General features: G+C 73.2%; 19 protein-coding genes and 1 other RNA gene. 7 read left to right on the forward strand and 13 right to left on the reverse strand.

What is annotated here, in order from left to right:
• Positions 1–32 precede the first annotated feature (32 nt).
• Both ACZ1IK_RS05705 and ACZ1IK_RS05710 read left to right on the forward strand, forming a co-directional pair.
• Positions 33–638: a GDSL-type esterase/lipase family protein gene (locus ACZ1IK_RS05705; RefSeq protein ID WP_004167659.1), complete on the forward strand. Its 606-nt coding sequence runs from the start codon at positions 33–35 to the stop codon at positions 636–638.
• A 44-nt stretch (positions 639–682) separates the two neighbouring features.
• Positions 683–757 (forward strand): 50S ribosomal protein bL37, encoded by a 75-nt coding sequence (locus ACZ1IK_RS05710; protein ID WP_095346645.1) that lies wholly within the window; start codon positions 683–685, stop codon positions 755–757.
• Positions 758–893: 136 nt separating this feature from the next.
• Here the strand turns inward: ACZ1IK_RS05710 and rsrA are convergent, their stop codons facing one another.
• Positions 894–1,172 (reverse strand): mycothiol system anti-sigma-R factor, encoded by a 279-nt coding sequence (gene rsrA, locus ACZ1IK_RS05715; protein WP_036381745.1) that lies wholly within the window; start codon positions 1,170–1,172, stop codon positions 894–896.
• Complete coding sequence (locus ACZ1IK_RS05720; protein WP_036314006.1) at positions 1,169–1,885, reverse strand: sigma-70 family RNA polymerase sigma factor; 717 nt, start codon at positions 1,883–1,885, stop codon at positions 1,169–1,171. Before ACZ1IK_RS05720 ends, rsrA begins: the two co-directional genes overlap by 4 nt.
• Positions 1,886–2,085: 200 nt before the next feature.
• Here ACZ1IK_RS05720 and aroA point away from each other — a divergent pair, with 200 nt between their 5' ends.
• From aroA to ACZ1IK_RS05745, 5 genes are all read left to right on the forward strand, one after another.
• Entirely contained in the window at positions 2,086–3,516 is a 1,431-nt protein-coding gene (aroA, locus tag ACZ1IK_RS05725; protein WP_044659233.1) for a 3-phosphoshikimate 1-carboxyvinyltransferase, read from the forward strand.
• A complete protein-coding gene (rsgA, locus tag ACZ1IK_RS05730) occupies positions 3,516–4,616 on the forward strand; it encodes a ribosome small subunit-dependent GTPase A (RefSeq protein WP_101965581.1) in 1,101 nt (366 codons plus the stop codon). Before aroA ends, rsgA begins: the two co-directional genes overlap by 1 nt.
• Before the next feature lie 29 nt (positions 4,617–4,645).
• The gene (gene hisN / locus ACZ1IK_RS05735; RefSeq protein WP_041104303.1) at positions 4,646–5,485 is read left to right on the forward strand and encodes a histidinol-phosphatase; all 840 of its coding nucleotides are present in this window, start codon (positions 4,646–4,648) and stop codon (positions 5,483–5,485) included.
• A 77-nt stretch (positions 5,486–5,562) separates the two neighbouring features.
• Positions 5,563–6,048, forward strand: coding sequence for a FluC/FEX family fluoride channel (locus ACZ1IK_RS05740; protein ID WP_041104301.1), 486 nt, complete (start codon positions 5,563–5,565; stop codon positions 6,046–6,048).
• Positions 6,045–6,491 (forward strand): CrcB family protein, encoded by a 447-nt coding sequence (locus tag ACZ1IK_RS05745; protein ID WP_041104299.1) that lies wholly within the window; start codon positions 6,045–6,047, stop codon positions 6,489–6,491. The genes ACZ1IK_RS05740 and ACZ1IK_RS05745 overlap by 4 nt, the downstream gene beginning before the upstream one ends.
• Positions 6,492–6,570: 79 nt before the next feature.
• Here the strand turns inward: ACZ1IK_RS05745 and ssrA are convergent.
• The 11 genes from ssrA to ACZ1IK_RS05800 all read right to left on the reverse strand — a co-directional run bounded on the left by ssrA (position 6,571) and on the right by ACZ1IK_RS05800 (position 15,073).
• Positions 6,571–6,942: a transfer-messenger RNA gene (gene ssrA / locus ACZ1IK_RS05750) on the reverse strand.
• Between the two features lie 135 nt (positions 6,943–7,077).
• The gene (gene smpB / locus ACZ1IK_RS05755) at positions 7,078–7,593 is read right to left on the reverse strand and encodes an SsrA-binding protein SmpB (RefSeq protein WP_044659238.1); all 516 of its coding nucleotides are present in this window, start codon (positions 7,591–7,593) and stop codon (positions 7,078–7,080) included.
• Positions 7,594–7,722: 129 nt separating this feature from the next.
• Complete coding sequence (locus tag ACZ1IK_RS05760) at positions 7,723–8,388, reverse strand: CoA transferase subunit B (protein ID WP_145015447.1); 666 nt, start codon at positions 8,386–8,388, stop codon at positions 7,723–7,725.
• Entirely contained in the window at positions 8,385–9,194 is an 810-nt protein-coding gene (locus ACZ1IK_RS05765; RefSeq protein ID WP_210079297.1) for a CoA transferase subunit A, read from the reverse strand. Before ACZ1IK_RS05765 ends, ACZ1IK_RS05760 begins: the two co-directional genes overlap by 4 nt.
• Before the next feature lie 31 nt (positions 9,195–9,225).
• Positions 9,226–10,434, reverse strand: a complete 1,209-nt coding sequence (locus ACZ1IK_RS05770; protein ID WP_041104293.1) for an acetyl-CoA C-acetyltransferase — start codon at positions 10,432–10,434, stop codon at positions 9,226–9,228.
• 190 nt (positions 10,435–10,624) lie between these two features.
• Complete coding sequence (locus ACZ1IK_RS05775) at positions 10,625–11,692, reverse strand: 2,3-butanediol dehydrogenase (RefSeq protein ID WP_041104337.1); 1,068 nt, start codon at positions 11,690–11,692, stop codon at positions 10,625–10,627.
• Positions 11,693–11,909: 217 nt separating this feature from the next.
• Entirely contained in the window at positions 11,910–13,031 is a 1,122-nt protein-coding gene (gene prfB / locus ACZ1IK_RS05780; protein WP_049147200.1) for a peptide chain release factor 2, read from the reverse strand.
• A gap of 12 nt (positions 13,032–13,043) precedes the next feature.
• The gene (locus tag ACZ1IK_RS05785; protein ID WP_095353822.1) at positions 13,044–13,778 is read right to left on the reverse strand and encodes an alpha/beta fold hydrolase; all 735 of its coding nucleotides are present in this window, start codon (positions 13,776–13,778) and stop codon (positions 13,044–13,046) included.
• Positions 13,775–14,233, reverse strand: coding sequence for a Tad domain-containing protein (locus tag ACZ1IK_RS05790; protein WP_036381775.1), 459 nt, complete (start codon positions 14,231–14,233; stop codon positions 13,775–13,777). Before ACZ1IK_RS05790 ends, ACZ1IK_RS05785 begins: the two co-directional genes overlap by 4 nt.
• Entirely contained in the window at positions 14,233–14,661 is a 429-nt protein-coding gene (locus tag ACZ1IK_RS05795; RefSeq protein WP_087113597.1) for a hypothetical protein, read from the reverse strand. Before ACZ1IK_RS05795 ends, ACZ1IK_RS05790 begins: the two co-directional genes overlap by 1 nt.
• Entirely contained in the window at positions 14,645–15,073 is a 429-nt protein-coding gene (locus ACZ1IK_RS05800) for a TadE/TadG family type IV pilus assembly protein (protein ID WP_036381779.1), read from the reverse strand. The genes ACZ1IK_RS05795 and ACZ1IK_RS05800 overlap by 17 nt, the downstream gene beginning before the upstream one ends.

Here is a 15,073-nt window from a genome sequence, read left to right on the forward strand (position 1 = left end):
CGGCGCCGGATCGGCCGACGAAAGGACACACTGTGCACAACCGCCGGATCCGGATCGCCGCCGTCGGCGACCAGCTGCTGGCCGGTGCGGGCGACGCCCGCGCCATCGGCTGGTGGGGCCGCGTGCTCGCCCGCACCCAGGCCCCCGACGTGGAGCTGGAGAACTACGTGCTGGCCGTGCCGCACGAGACCACCGAGGACCTCAACGAGCGCTGGTGGGGCGAGGCCTCGCGGCGCTTCTCCGAGGAGACGGAGAACCGCCTCGTCGTGGCCCTGTCCGACGCGGACCTGGACCTGGAGGCCACCTCGACCGCCCGTTCGCGGCTGAACCTGGCCAACGTCCTGGACACCGCCTCGCAGCGGAACATCCCGGTGCTCGTGGTGGGCCCCACGCCCACCCTGGACGAGCAGCGCAATGCCCGGCTCGCCGAGCTCAACGCCGCCTACCTGGATGTGGCCGACCGGCGCAACCACGTGTACGTGGACACGTTCACCCCGCTGGTGGGCCACGAGCAGTGGCGCTCGGACCTCGCCTCCGGCCAGGGCCGCCCGGGGCAGGCGGGCCACGGGCTCATCGCGTGGCTCGTGCTGCACCGGGGCTGGTACCAGTGGCTCGGTCTGCCTGAGCCCACGGCCTGATGTGACAGAATGGACCACCGACCGACTCGTTGAAGGGAGACGTCATGAGCAAGCGTGCACGCAAGCGTCGCGACCGCCGCAGGAACGGCGCCAACCACGGCAAGCGTCCCAACGCCTGATCCGCTGATCGGCGTCGCGGACCGGCCGGGTGCCACCCGGCGACCGCAGACCACGAAGGGCCGTCCCCTCAGGGGACGGCCCTTCGTCATCGTCGGGGCGCCCGATCGGGTGCCCACGGGTCCGCATGTCGCGGTGTCAGCCCCAGGTGACGGTCGTCGTCGAGATCTGGGTGATGCGGGTCATGATGGTGGCCCGCAGCTGCGCGGGCGCCTTCTCCTGGCAGCACCGACGCACCGCCGAGCGGATGAGCTCTTCGAGCTCCTTCTGGTGCCGGCAGTCCGGACACTCCGCCACGTGGGCGCGCACCTGCTCGATGTCCTCGGGCGTCAGGGCGCCGTCCAGGTACTGGTACAGCCGCTCCAGGGAGGCGTCCTGGGCGTCGCGGCACTCATGGCCGTGCTGGTCCGCGGTCATCGCGTGGCCTCCTTCGTGCTCGTCTCGGTCTGCTTCGTGCCGCCGCGCCCGGTCTTCTTCTTCGGCTGGGCCTTGATGCCGCGCGCGGCCGCGTAGTCCGCGAGGCGCTCGCGCAGCTGCTTGCGGCCGCGGTGCAGCCGCGACATGACGGTGCCGATCGGCACGTCGAGGATCTCGGCGATCTCCTTGTAGGCGAAGCCCTCCACGTCCGCGAAGTAGACGGCGAGCCGGAACTCCTCCGGGATCGCCTGCAGGGCGTCCTTCACCTGGGAGTCGGGCAGCCGGTCGAGGGCCTCCGTCTCGGCCGAGCGCAGGCCACCGGAGGTGTGCTCGGCGGCCCGGGCCATCTGCCAGTCCTCCACCTCAGGGTTGTCCGCCTCGAGGGGCTGGCGCTGCCGCTTGCGGTAGAGGTTGATGTACGTGTTCGTGAGGATCCGGTAGAGCCAGGCCTTGAGGTTGGTGCCGGGCCGGTACTGGTGGAACGAGGAGTAGGCCTTCGTGTACGCCTCCTGGACCAGGTCCTCGGCGTCCTGCGGGTTGCGCGTCATGCGCAGCGCAGCGGAGTACAACTGGTCCACGAACTCGAGGGCGTCACGCTCGAACCGGGCACGGCGCTGCTGTTCGGACTCGGCGGCGACGTCGATGTCGGCGCGGTCGTGCTCGGGGGCGTCCTCGGGCCGGGCGAATTCCGGCCGGCTGTTGTCAGTGCTCATCGCGGGCCAGTCTACGGTCCGGGAGGGATGCGTCAGCAGGGCGGCGCTCATGCGGGGCTCCTCTCCGGCTGCGGTCCGCGGCGAGCGGGACCGGTGCGCCGACACGGGTACGGGGTCGTCCAGTGGAGCGCCAGGAGCGTTCCAGGTATTCCCCCGCGACAGGCCGACCCCGGCCGACAGCCGCCGGATAGGCTGGTCCGGTGACCCGCCCCACGCGTGCCGCCGCGCACTCCCCCGCCCCCCGTCCCGACGCCGCCGAGACCTGGCCCGCGCCCGTGGCGCGCGGCCCGGTGCGCGGAGAGGTGCGGCTGCCGGGATCGAAGTCGCTGACGAACCGGCATCTCGTGCTCGCCGCGCTCGCCGACGGTCCGTGCGTCCTGCACGGCGTCCTCGAGTCGCGGGACACGGCATTGATGCGCACGGCGCTCACAGCGCTCGGGGCCCGGTTCGAGCCCCTGTCCGACGGCGGACTGCGGGTGCATCCGATGCCGGTCGGCGAGCCGCTGGCCGGGGATGTCGCCGTGGACTGCGGACTGGCGGGGACGGTCATGCGCTTCGTCCCGTTCGTCGCCGCGCTGCGGCCCGGCCGGGTCCGCTTCGACGGCGACGCCGGCGCGCGCCTGCGCCCGATGGCCCCGGTCCTGGACGCGCTGCGCCAGCTCGGGGTGGCCGTCAACGAGGAGGGCGAGCCCGGTCGCCTGCCCTTCACGATGACGACCCGCGCGGACGCGGCCACGGTGGCCCCCGACGGCGACGTGCCGGAGGTCGCGGTCGACGCCTCCGGCTCCTCCCAGTTCCTGTCCGCCGCGCTGCTGGCGGCCGCGGGGATGCCGCGCGGCCTCCGGCTGCGGCACACCGGGCAGACCGTGCCGAGTCCGGAGCACGTCGCGATGACCGTCGGGGTGCTGCGCGCGCTCGAGGTGGACGTCGCCGAGACGGGTCCCGGGGCGTGGACCGTGGCCCCGGGGCGCATCCCGGCACACGAGGCGACCGTCGAGCCGGACCTGTCCAACGCAGGCCCCTTCCTGGCCGCCGCCGTGGCCACGGGCGGCTCCGTGACGGTGCCGGACTGGCCCACCCGCACGACGCAGATCGGCGACCGCTGGCGGCGGATCCTGCCGCAGTTCGGGGCGAGCGTGGCCCTCACGGTCGACCGCACGGACCGCTCCCGCGGCCGGCTCACGGTGACGGGGGCGGTCCACGACGACGGCGCGCCCCGCATCACCGGCGCCGGTGAGATCGCGGACACGGCCGAGCTCGCCCCCACCGCGGCCGCGCTCGCCCTGCTGGCCTCCGGGCCCACCCGCCTGACGGGGATCGGCCATCTGCGGGGCCATGAGACGGACCGGCTCGCCGCGCTCACCGCCGAGGCCGCCCGCCTGGGGATCACCGTGGACGAGGACGAGACGTCGCTCGGCTTCCCGGGGACGGACGCGTCGGGGCCGCTGTCGCCCGCCGCCCTCGAGACCTACCACGACCACCGGATGGCGACCTTCGCCGCCGTCGTCGGCCTGCGCGTGCCGGGGACCGGCATCGTGGACGTGGCGACCACCGCGAAGACGATGCCGGACTTCCCCGCACTGTGGACCGCGCTCGTGGCACCCGGCGATGCGGCCGAGGAGGCCCGCTGATGGCCCGGCGCCTCGATCCCTCCGCGTGGGACGAGTCCGATGTCCGGGTGCGCCCGTCCAAACGCGGCACCCGCCCGCGCACCAAGGAGCGGCCCAAGCACGAGGATGCGCAGGTCGGCATGGTCACCACGGTGGACCGCGGCCGGTACGCCGTGGTGCTGCCGGATCGCCTGGACGAGCGGATCACGGCGATGCGCGCCCGCGAGCTGCGCCGCACGCCGATCGCCACGGGCGACCGGGTGGCCGTCGTCGGGGACCTCTCCGGGGACGAGGGCACGCTCGCACGCATCGTCCGTGTCGAGGAGCGCAGCACGGTCCTGCGCCGGTCGGCGGACGACTCGGACGAGGTCGAGCGGGTGGTGGTGGCCAACGCCGACCTGCTGGTGATCATGGTGGCCGCGGCCAATCCGGAGCCCCGGACCGGCTTCATCGACCGCGCCCTCGTCGCCTGCTACGACGCGGGCATCCACCCGGTGCTCCTCATCACGAAGACCGACCTGCGTGATCCGGCCGAGCTGGTGGCGCACTACGAGGCCCTGGACCTGGAGGTGATGACCTCCGGTGCGGCGACCTTCGAGGCCGAGACCGGGGACACCGCCCTGGACGCCTCGCTCGTGGCCCGGGTGGCCGAGCGGCTGATCGGGCACACCAGCGCGTTCGTGGGGCCCTCCGGCGTCGGCAAGTCCACGCTCCTGAACGCGCTCACCGGCGCGGAACGGGCCACCGGCCACGTCAACGCCGTCACCGGCCGGGGCCGGCACACCTCCTCGTCCGCGCTCGCACTGCCGCTGACGGGCGACGACGGCGCCCCCCTGCCGGACACCTGGGTGGTGGACACCCCCGGCATCCGGTCCTTCGGGCTGGGCTGGGTCGAGCCGGACCGCGTGGTGGAGGCGTTCGACGACCTCGCCGGCGGGCTGGCGGACTGCCCGCGCGGCTGCACCCACACCGCCGACTCCCCCGGCTGCGGCCTGGACGCATGGGTGGCCGCGGGCCACGCCGGCCCCTCGGGAGCGGCACGCCTGGCCTCGCTGCGGCGTCTGCTCGGCAACCGGCTGGCCCCCTCGGGGGCGGAGGACGCGGCGTCGTCCGAGGACTGAGGCGGCCCGCGCGGTATAGCGTGGGCGGCATGGAGCGACCTGAGAACCCTGCGACCCGCGGCCGCGACCTCACGGAGGACCTGCGGCTGGCCCACATGCTGGCGGACAACGTGGACTCGATCACGATGTCCCGGTTCAAGGCCCAGGACCTCGAGGTCAGCACCAAGCCGGATCTCACCCCTGTCACGGATGCGGACCGCGCCGCCGAGGAGTCCATCCGCTCGACCCTGTCCCGTGCCCGGGCGCGCGACGGCATCGTGGGTGAGGAGTTCGGCGGATCTCTGAGCCGCTCCGGCCGGCAGTGGGTGGTCGACCCCATCGACGGCACCAAGAACTTCGTGCGCGGCGTGCCCGTGTGGGCCACCCTCATCGCGCTGCTGATCGACGGCGAGCCCGTCGTCGGCGTCGTCTCCGCCCCCGCCCTGCACCGTCGCTGGTGGGCCGCGGCCGGCCAGGGCGCCTTCGCGGGCACCTCGCTCACGCGTGCTCAGCGGATCACCGTGTCCGGCGTGGACCGGGTCGAGGACGCGTCGCTGTCCTTCTCCTCGATCGAGGGCTGGCGCGAACGCGGCTCGATCCGCGCGTTCCTGCAGCTCACCTCGGACGTGTGGCGCGTGCGCGGCTTCGGCGACTTCTGGTCCTACATGCTCGTCGCCGAGGGCGCCGTGGACATCGCGGCCGAGCCCGAGCTCGAGCTGCATGACATGGCCGCTCTGGTGCCGATCGTGCGCGAGGCCGGCGGCCGCTTCACCTCGCTGGACGGCGAGGACGGCCCGTTCGGCGGGCACGCGCTGGCCACGAACGGCCTGCTCCACGACGACGTCCTCGCCCGCCTCCGCGCGGGTGACGAGACCGAGGGCGGCGCCTGATAGCAGTGCGGGGGGAGACGACGGCCGACCGGAGGGGCGGGCGCGGGACAGATCGCCGGCCCGGCACTGCGGGTGCGGTGGCCCTCGGCGGTGCCGCGGGCGTGCTGTGCGGTGCGGGGGTGATGAACGCGGTGACCGCGCTGGCCGGGGCGCCCAACTTCCGCGGCACGTTCGGCGCCGCGTTCGGGGCGGTCGACGTGCTGGTCCAGGCCCTGCCGCTGTTCGTGGTGAACGTGCTCGGCTCGTTCCTGCTCGGCCTGCTGTGGGCGGCCTCGCGACGCCGCGGGCCGGACTGGCGTCCACGCCTGGTGGCGGGGCTGGGAACCGGCTTCCTCGGTGCGTTCACCACCATCTCCAGCGCCGTCGCCCTGGTGCTGTGGCCGGTGCGGCTGGGCGCCGCGGCGTCCGGGGCGGGTGGCGTCCTCGCCGCGGCGGTAGCGGTGCTGCTGGTGCTCGCGCTGATGGCTGCACTCTCGACGGCGGCGGCCGTGCTCGGCCTGCGCGCCGGTGGCGCCCCGGGGTCGCGCGCGGTCGGGACGGATCGTTCGGCGGAGGACGCATGAGCGGCGCGGGATACGAGGTCTTCGCTCTCCTCCAGGTGGCCCTCCTGGCCTGCCTCGCGGCGGGCGGGGCGCTCGGCGCCCTGGTGCGCCGGCGCCTGACCGACCGGCTCGGCCCCCGGGGTCTGCTCACCGCCAACACGACGGCGGCCCTGCTCCTCGGCGTCACCGTCGGCCTGGCCGTGCCGGAGCTGGTGTACGCCTCCGAGAGCTGGGGCGACGGGCAGGGGCTCGTGCTCGTCGCGGCGGTGTCCGCCGTGGTGTCCGGGTTCTGCCTCGCCCTGGGGACGTGGTCCACCGTGGCCGCTGAGGCGGCTGACGCCGCGCTCGCCCGTCGATGGGGCACAGCCGCCCGCCTGTGGACCGCGCATCTGGGGCTGGGGCTGGTGGCCGTCGTCGTCGGCTGGGGCGCCGGCCTGGGCCTGCACGCCGTCCTGGCCGGCTGAGGGGCGGGCCGCCGCACACCGGCATGGACACGACGAAGGCCCCGGAATCGGGGGGATTCCGGGGCCTTCCCGTGGTGGTGAGTGGAGCCGGCGGGAATTGAACCCGCGTCCGATGAGGTGTTGCCAGGTCTTCTCCGGGCGCAGTCTGCTGTGGGTGTTGCTCGGTCCTGGCCGTCCCGCAGACGGGCGGCCAACCCGGACCCAGCCGGATTGATGTCGGCGTCACGACCCCCGGCGAGGGTGACGCCCAGTGGCTATCTAGCTGACGCCACGATCCGAGGCGACAGCGACCTCGGGGTGACGGACTCGATCACTGATCAGGCAGCGAGAGCGAAGTCAGTGCGCTTGGATTCGGCACTTATTGGTTTGCAGAGAGCGTTTGACGAGATGACTCTGCATCCTCGGCCCGCTTCTCCCGACGCGACACACACCGTCGAAACCGATCGGCCCCATGGGGGCGACTCCTCTATGAGGTTGTCAATCACCACTGCAGGCGGAGGGCGCGAGGCCCGCCGGTCCTGAAACCGGCCCTGCGAGAGATACAACGTAGCACGCCCCCGAGGCATTCCCAAGGGGTCCACCGCGCTCAGGCCACGCCGGCGCGCCGGTTGCGCATCCGCATGGCCCGCTGGGCCTCGCGGTTGTCCTGCTGCTCGCGCAGCTTGTGCCGCTTGTCGTATTCGCGGTTGCCGCGCGCGACGCCGATCTCCACCTTCACGCGCCCGTTCAGGAAGTACAGGGACAGCGGCACGATGGTCAGGCCCGGATCCTGGATCTGGCGGGAGATCTTCGTCAGCTCGGCGCGGTGCAGCAGCAGCTTGCGGCGGCGGCGGGCGGCGTGGTTGGTCCACGAGCCGTTGAGGTACTCCGGGATGTAGACCTGCTCGAGCCACAGCTCGTCCCGGTAGAAGACCGCGAAGCCGTCCACGAGCGAGGCCTTGCCCTCGCGCAGCGACTTCACCTCGGTGCCGGTGAGCACCATGCCGGCCTCGTACGTGTCGAGGATGGTGTAGTCGTGGCGCGCCTTCTTGTTGTTGGCGATCACCTGGCGCTCGCCGGGGGCCGGCTGCTTGGCGGCCTTGCCCTTGCTGTTCTTGCCCATGGCCTCACGTCCTTCCAGCGTCCACGGCGACGGCCGCGCCCCGATCAGGGCGCGGCCGTCCAGTCTATCCCGTGCCGGCCCGATGCCCGCCGAGGCGGTGCGCCGGGGCCGCGGGGCGGCGTCGTCGGCTCAGTCCAGCGGCGCGCCGGTGAGCGCGCGGACCTGCTCCTCGGTGATGGCGGGCGCGGTCTCCACGAGCGCCAGGCGGGGCTGTTCCGGGGTGCCGACGACGTCGATCACGGCCAGGTCCGTGATGATGCGGTCGACGACGGCGCGGCCGGTCAGCGGCAGGGTGCACTGGTCGACGATCTTGGGGGTGCCGTCCTTGGACACGTGGTCCATCATGACGATCACGCGGCCGGCGCCGTGGACGAGGTCCATCGCACCGCCCATGCCCTTGACCATCTTGCCGGGCACCATCCAGTTGGCCAGGTCGCCCGCGGCGGAGACCTCCATGCCGCCCAGGACGGCGACGTCGATCTTGCCGCCGCGGATCATGCCGAAGCTCAGCGCGGAGTCGAAGAAGGACGCCCCCGGGTTCACGGTGACGGTCTCCTTGCCCGCGTTGATCAGGTCCGGGTCCACGGCGTCCTCCGTGGGGTACGGGCCCGTGCCGAGGATGCCGTTCTCGGACTGCAGCACCACGGACCGCCCGGCGGGGATGTGGTTGGGGATCAGCGTGGGCATGCCGATGCCGAGGTTGACGTAGGCGCCGTCCGGCAGCTCCTGCGCGGCGCGGGCCGCCATCTGGTCGCGGCTCAGGCCCCGGGGGCGCCCGGTGGTCTGCTCGCTCATGCCTGCTCCTCCCCCGACGCGCGCACGGTGCGCTTCTCGATCCGCTTCTCGATGTCCGTGCCGACCTCCACGATCCGGTGCACGAAGACGCCGGGCAGGTGCACGTCATCCGGGTCGATCTCGCCGGGCTCGACGAGCTCCTCCACCTGGGCGATGCACACACGGCCGGCCATGGCCGCGGGCGGGCCGAACTGGCGGGTGGCCTTGCGGAACACGAGGTTGCCGTGGCGGTCGCCCTTCCACGCGTGCACGAGGGAGAAGTCGGTGACGATGGAGCGTTCGAGCACATAGGTCTCGGGCTCGTCCGGGGCCTGGCTGAGGTAGCCCTCGCCGAGCACGAACGTGTCCGTGGGCTTGGCCTGCGAGGACTTCACCACGGTGCCGTCCGCGTCGTAGCGCATGGGCAGGCCGCCTTCGGCCACCTGGGTGCCGACGCCGGAGCGGGTGTAGAACGCCGGGATGCCGGCGCCGCCGGCGCGGAGCTTCTCCGCGAGGGTGCCCTGCGGGACGAGCTCCACCTCGAGCTCGCCCTCGAGGTACTGGCGGGCGAACTCCTTGTTCTCCCCCACATAGGAGGAGGTCATCTTCCGCAGCCGGCGCGCGCCGAGCAGGATGCCCAGGCCCCAGCCGTCCACGCCGCAGTTGTTGGAGACGACGGACAGGTCCGTGGCGCCCTGCTCGAGCAGGGCCTCGATGAGCTGCACGGGGTTGCCGGAGAGCCCGAAGCCGCCGACGGCCAGGGACGCGCCGTCCGGCACGTCCGCCACCGCCTCGGCGGGCGTGGCCACGGTCTTGTCGAGAGCCATGTCCGGGGTCCTTTCTGTCAGGGGCGGTCCGTCAGCGGAAGAGGATCAGGGCCTCGCCCTGGCCGCCGCCGCCGCAGAGCGAGACGGCCGCGCGGCCGCCGTCGCGCCGGTCGAGCTCGAGGGCGGCGTGCAGGGCCAGCCGGGCGCCGGAGGCGCCGATCGGGTGGCCCAGGGCGATGGCGCCGCCGTGGATGTTGGTCTTCTCGTGCGGGTAGCCGAGGTCGCGCAGGGACTGCACGGCCACCGCGCCGAACGCCTCGTTGATCTCGATGAAGTCAAGGTCGGCCACGTCCCAGCCCTGCTTCCGCACCGCCGCGGCGATCGCGTCCGAAGGCTGCGAGTGCAGCTGCGAGCTGTCCGGGCCGGCGGTCTGGCCGGGTGCGCCCACCGTGGCGAGGATCGTCAGGCCCTTCTCCTCGGCGAAGGCCCGCGAGGTCACCACGAGGGCGGCGGCGCCGTCGGACAGGGGCGAGGAGTTGCCGGCCGTGATGGTGCCGTCCTTCGCGAACGCCGGGCGCAGGGCGCCCAGCGACTCGGCGGTCGTGTCCGGGCGGACCCCTTCGTCCTGGGAGACGACCAGCGGGTCGCCCTTGCGCTGCGGGATCTCCACCGGGGCGATCTCGCCCTCGAAGACGCCCTCGGACTGGGCCCGGGCGGCCCGCTGGTGCGAGGCCGCGGCGACCTCGTCCTGCTCGGCGCGGGCGATGTTCCGCTCGCCGTTGCCGGACTCGGTCAGCTCGCCCATGGCCTCGTGGCTCAGGGAGTCGGTGAGGCCGTCCCACGCGACGGCGTCGAGCATGGTGGCCGGGCCGTACTTGAAGCCCTTGCGCGCGCCGGGCAGCAGGTGCGGGGCGTTGGTCATGGACTCCTGACCGCCGGCCACCACCACGTCCGCCTCGCCGAGGCGGATGAGACGGGCGGCGTCGATCACGGCGGTGAGGCCGGACAGGCACACCTTGTTGATCGTCATGGCCGGGACGTTCAACGGGATGCCCGCGGCGAGCGCGGACTGGCGGGCCGGGTTCTGGCCCGCGCCGGCCTGCACGACCTGGCCCATGTAGACCATGTCCACGTCCTCGGGGGCCACGCCGGCGCGCTCGAGCGCGTGCGTGATCGCGTGGGCGCCCAGGTCCACGGCGCGCAGGTCGGCCTGCTGCGAGAGCAGCCGGGTGAAGGGCGTGCGGGCACCGCCCACGATCACGGCATCGGTGGGCTGAGGCTGGGGCAGCTCGGCGGTCATGCGGTCCTCCTGGGACGTTCAACTCGGTTCATCACGATTCACTCAAATGCAGTCTATGACCCCGGTCACAGGCGCGCCAGGGAGCGACGCGTCTGTGACGGCGCGCCGCGGCACAGGGACCACGACGGCCCGCACCCGCAGCGCGCGGGTGCGGGCCGTCGTCGGGACGTCCGGGGATCGGGCCGGAGCCTCAGAGGCCCTGGCCGGTGGGCGAGACGAGGATCTTCACGGCCGTCTCGTTGTGGTGGATGAGGGTCTCGAAGCCCTGGTCGACCAGGTCGTCGAGGCCGATCTTGCCGGTGATGAACGGCGCGAGGTCCACGGCGCCGTCCTCGACCATGCGGATGGTGTCCGCGTGGTCGTTCGCGTACGCGATGGTGCCGCGCAGGTCGATCTCCTTCATCACCAGCTTGTGCAGGGCCACGGCGGGCTCGTGGCCCCAGATGGACTCGTTGACGATCACCCCGCCGGGACGCACCGCGTCCAGCAGCATGTCCAGCACCACGTCCACCGAGGTGCACTCGAAGCCCACGTCCGCGCCCTGGCCGTCGTGCAGCTCGCGGATCTTCGCGGGCACGTCCACCTCGCGGGGGTCGAATGCCTCGTCTACCACGCCGGCCTCGAGCACCTTCTGGCGGCGCAGCTCCGAGAGCTCGGAGACGTACACCGTCAGGCCCTTGCCCTTGAGCACGGCCGCCGTGAGCGCGCCGATGGGGCCGGCGCCACCGATCACTGCCACGCCCGACGTCGGAGAGCCGGCCCGCACCCACGCGTGGTGGGCCACGGAGAGCGGCTCGATGAGCGCGGCCTGGTCGAGAGGCACGGAGTCGGCCACCGGGTGGACCCAGCGGCGCTGCACCGCGATCTGCTCGGCCAGTCCGCCGCCGTCGCCGCCCAGGCCGATGAAGTTCATGTCCGGCGCGAGGTTGTAGTCCGGTCGGTCCCGGTCCTCCTCGCGCACGATGTACGGCTCCACGACGACCTTCTGGCCGACCTCGAGGTCCGTGACGCCCTCGCCCAGGGCGGCGACGGTGCCGGACATCTCGTGGCCGAGCGTGACGGGGGCGGCGTCGCCGGAGATCGGGTGCGGGTGCCCGGCCGGCGGGATGAAGATCGGGCCCTCGAGGTACTCGTGCAGGTCCGTGCCGCAGATGCCGCACCACGCGACGTCCACGAGGACCTGCCCCGGACCGGCCGTGGGCGAGTCGATCTCCTCGATGCGGATGTCCTTCTTGCCGTGCCAACGGGCGGCGCGCATGGTCATGCTGGTCGACCTCCTGGGTGGGAATGGAGTCTGGTGCCGGACCGGCGCGCGGGGGCGCCTGCCCGGTGCTTCGAGCATCCCACCGGGCCGGTCTCCCGGGCCAGGCCCGAGGCCCCTGCGGGGGCTTGAACGGCGACGCCGGCCGGCGCCTCACTGCGGAGGTGCGGGCCGGCGTCGTGGTGGCCTGGGCGGCGGGGCCGCGCCGTGGGGCTCAGTCCTCCTGGGCGGCCTTGACCTGCTCGGCGCGCCAGCGGATCCCGGCGTCCACGAAATCGTCGATGTGGCCGTCGAACACGGAGGAGGGGTTGCCCTCCTCGTGGCCCGTGCGCAGGTCCTTGACCATCTGGTACGGGTTCAGCACGTAGGAGCGCATCTGGTCGCCCCAGGACGCCTTGACGTCGCCGGCCATCTCCTTCTTCTTCGCGTCCTCCTCGGCCTTGCGCAGCAGCAGCAGACGGGACTGGAGCACGCGCAGGGCGGCGGCACGGTTCTGGATCTGCGACTTCTCGTTCTGCATGGACACGACGATGCCGGTGGGCAGGTGCGTCATGCGGACGGCGGAGTCCGTGGTGTTCACGGACTGGCCGCCGGGGCCCGAGGAGCGGAACACGTCCACCTTGATCTCGGACTCGGGGATCTCGATGGAGTCGTCCGACTCGATCAGCGGCACCACCTCGACCGCCGCGAAGGACGTCTGGCGGCGGCCCTGGTTGTCGAAGGGGCTGATGCGCACGAGGCGGTGCGTGCCGGCCTCCACGGAGAGGGTGCCGAACGCGTAGGGCGCGTTGACCTCGAAGGTGACGGACTTCAGGCCGGCCTCCTCCGCGTAGGAGGTGTCCATGACCTTGGTGGACCAGCCGCGCTGCTCGGCCCAGCGCAGGTACATGCGCATGAGGGTCTCGGCGAAGTCGGCCGCGTCCACGCCGCCGGCGCCCGCGCGGATGGTCACGACGGCGTCGCGCTGGTCGTACTCGCCGCTGAGCAGCGTGACGACCTCGAGTTCCTCCAGGGCCTTGCGGATGGAGGTCAGCTCCTGGTTCGCGTCGTCGAGGAGGGAGGGCTCGTCCTCCTCCGCGGCGAGCTCGACCATGGTCTCCAGGTCCTCGATGCGGCTCTCCAGGGAGGTGATGCGCTTGAGGTCCGTCTGACGGTGGGAGAGCTTGGAGGTGACCTTCTGGGCCTCCTCCGGGTCGTCCCAGAGGTCCGGTGCGGAGGCCTGCTGCTCCAGTTCGGCGATGTCCGCCTTGATGCGGTCGAGGTCCGAGACCTGCTCGATAGAGGCCAGGGTGTGGCGCAGGGAGTCGATCTCCGCAGAGAAGTCAGTATCAGCCATGATTCGGCCAGCCTACCGCGTGGGGTGGACGCCGGTCGTGTGCCAGCGGCGGATCGCCGCCGCGACGGCCTCGGGCTCCGTGACGTGCGGCCAGTGGCCCGTGCTGACATCGACGACGGTGGCGTGCTGCGTGACCGCGTCCAGGTCCCGTTGGTGGACGTCCCGGGTGCTGCGCACGTATAGCGTCGGGACGGTGATGCCGGCCCAGAGGGCACGGGTGTCCGCGGCGAGGACGGCGGCCCAGAGCTCGCGCATCGGATGGTCCGGCGTGGCGTCCAGGTCGGTCAGGATCCGCTCGCGCCACGGCTCCGGGACGAGGAGGTCCCGCGCGAGCGAGGCGCGGAGCACGCTCCGCCAGTCCGGGCGGGCGGCGAGGCGGGCCTTGGCCGCCCGGGCGGCCAGGGCGGTGTCCGTCACCGGGACGTTCGAGTCGATGACCACGAGGGCGCGGGGCCGCACCAGCCCGTCGGCGACGGCGCGCAGCGCGATGACCCCGCCCGTGCTGTGGCCGATCAGCAGCCCCGGCACGGGGCCGGCCTGCGCCGCCCAGGTGCGGGCGGCGTCGAGGACGGGGTCCGCCTCGATCGCCGGCCGTGCGGCCCGGGGGCGGCCCTGACCGCCGGCGTCCGTGCCCGGGTGGCCGGGCAGGGCGGGCGAGGCGGCGAGGTCGGCCACGGCGCCGAGGGCGTCAGTAAGGGGCTCGAAGTGGGCGGGCCGGCCACCGATGCCGTGGAGGAAGCGGATCACCGGGCCAGGCTAGTGCGACTGCTGCCCGTCGCCTCGAGGGGGACCGACAGGGGCAGTGTCCCCGCGAACGGGCCGGTCATGGCGAACAGATCGGCCCGGGCGTCGAGGGTGACGACGACGGTGGTGCCGTCGTCGGCCACGCGGGCGTTCATCCCGCCGAGCCCGGGCACGGCCTCCTGGGCACCGACGGCCGCGAGGTGTGCGCTGGCGGAGGCGGCGACGTCGTCGTCGGAGAGCACGACGCCCGGGTCCTCCCCCAGCCGGAAGCCGAGCTCCTCTGCCCCGGCGATGGCGGCCGAGTCCGCGAGCGACTGCAGGCGGCGGTGCTGCAACTGCACGGTGGTGACCGCGAGCATGACCAGCATGAGGGCCACGAGCACGGCGCACAGGCCGACGGTGAGGACGGTGGTCTGCCCGTCGTCGTGACCCAGGCGAGCGGTGAGGCGGCGGCGCATCAGAACCTCGGCACAGTCTGCCGGGCGTCGGAACCCACCGTCACGGGGGTCAGCGACCACGCTGCCGGCGTGAGAGGGACGGGCACCCCCACGTCCACCCGCACGGCGACGACCTCGCCCGGTTCGAGCGTGCCACAGCCGCCCTGGTCGCAGCCGATGGTCAGGTCGTACTGGCCGGCGCCCACGCCGTAGTCGGCGAGCGTGAGCTCGACGGTGGCGTGGGCGGCGCCTGCGCTGGGGTGATCGGCCTCGGCGACCAGGGCCTTGACGGCCTGGTCAGCGGCGGCGACCGAGGCGAACGCCGCGGCCTGGACCTGGGAGACGTAGATCATCAGGTACACCACGGGGATCAGCAGGACGAGGGTGAGGCCCAGGAATTCGACCGTGGCCGCTCCCCGCTCGTCGCGGACGTCATTGACGGAACGCATGACCGCTCACCTCCACGGGGATCGGGCCCGGCAGGAACCCCAGGCCGGGCAGCGAGCTCGAGACCGTGACGCGCAGGACCGGGACCCCGTCCTGGCTGGTGAGCTCCGCGGCGACGTCGGCCCCGGACTGGCCGGGCACGCCGGCCGAGAGCAGCTCCCGAGCCCGCTGGACGCCGTCCTCGGGGCTCCGGTCCGCGAGCGCCCCGTACCGGGCGCCGGCGGAGGCGGCGTCGATCATCACGTTGCGCGTGTGGATCACGACGCCGGCCTGGAGCAGCGCCGCGAAGAGCAGGACGACCAGGGTCATCACCATGGTGGACTCGGCCACCGCGGCGCCCCGGTCGTCCCGCCAGCGGACACCCGTGTGGCCGCCACGGGGCGCCTGCGCGCCGTGGGCAGCACCCCGGGGCAT

This window comes from Micrococcus sp. CS26, from assembly GCF_055522295.1.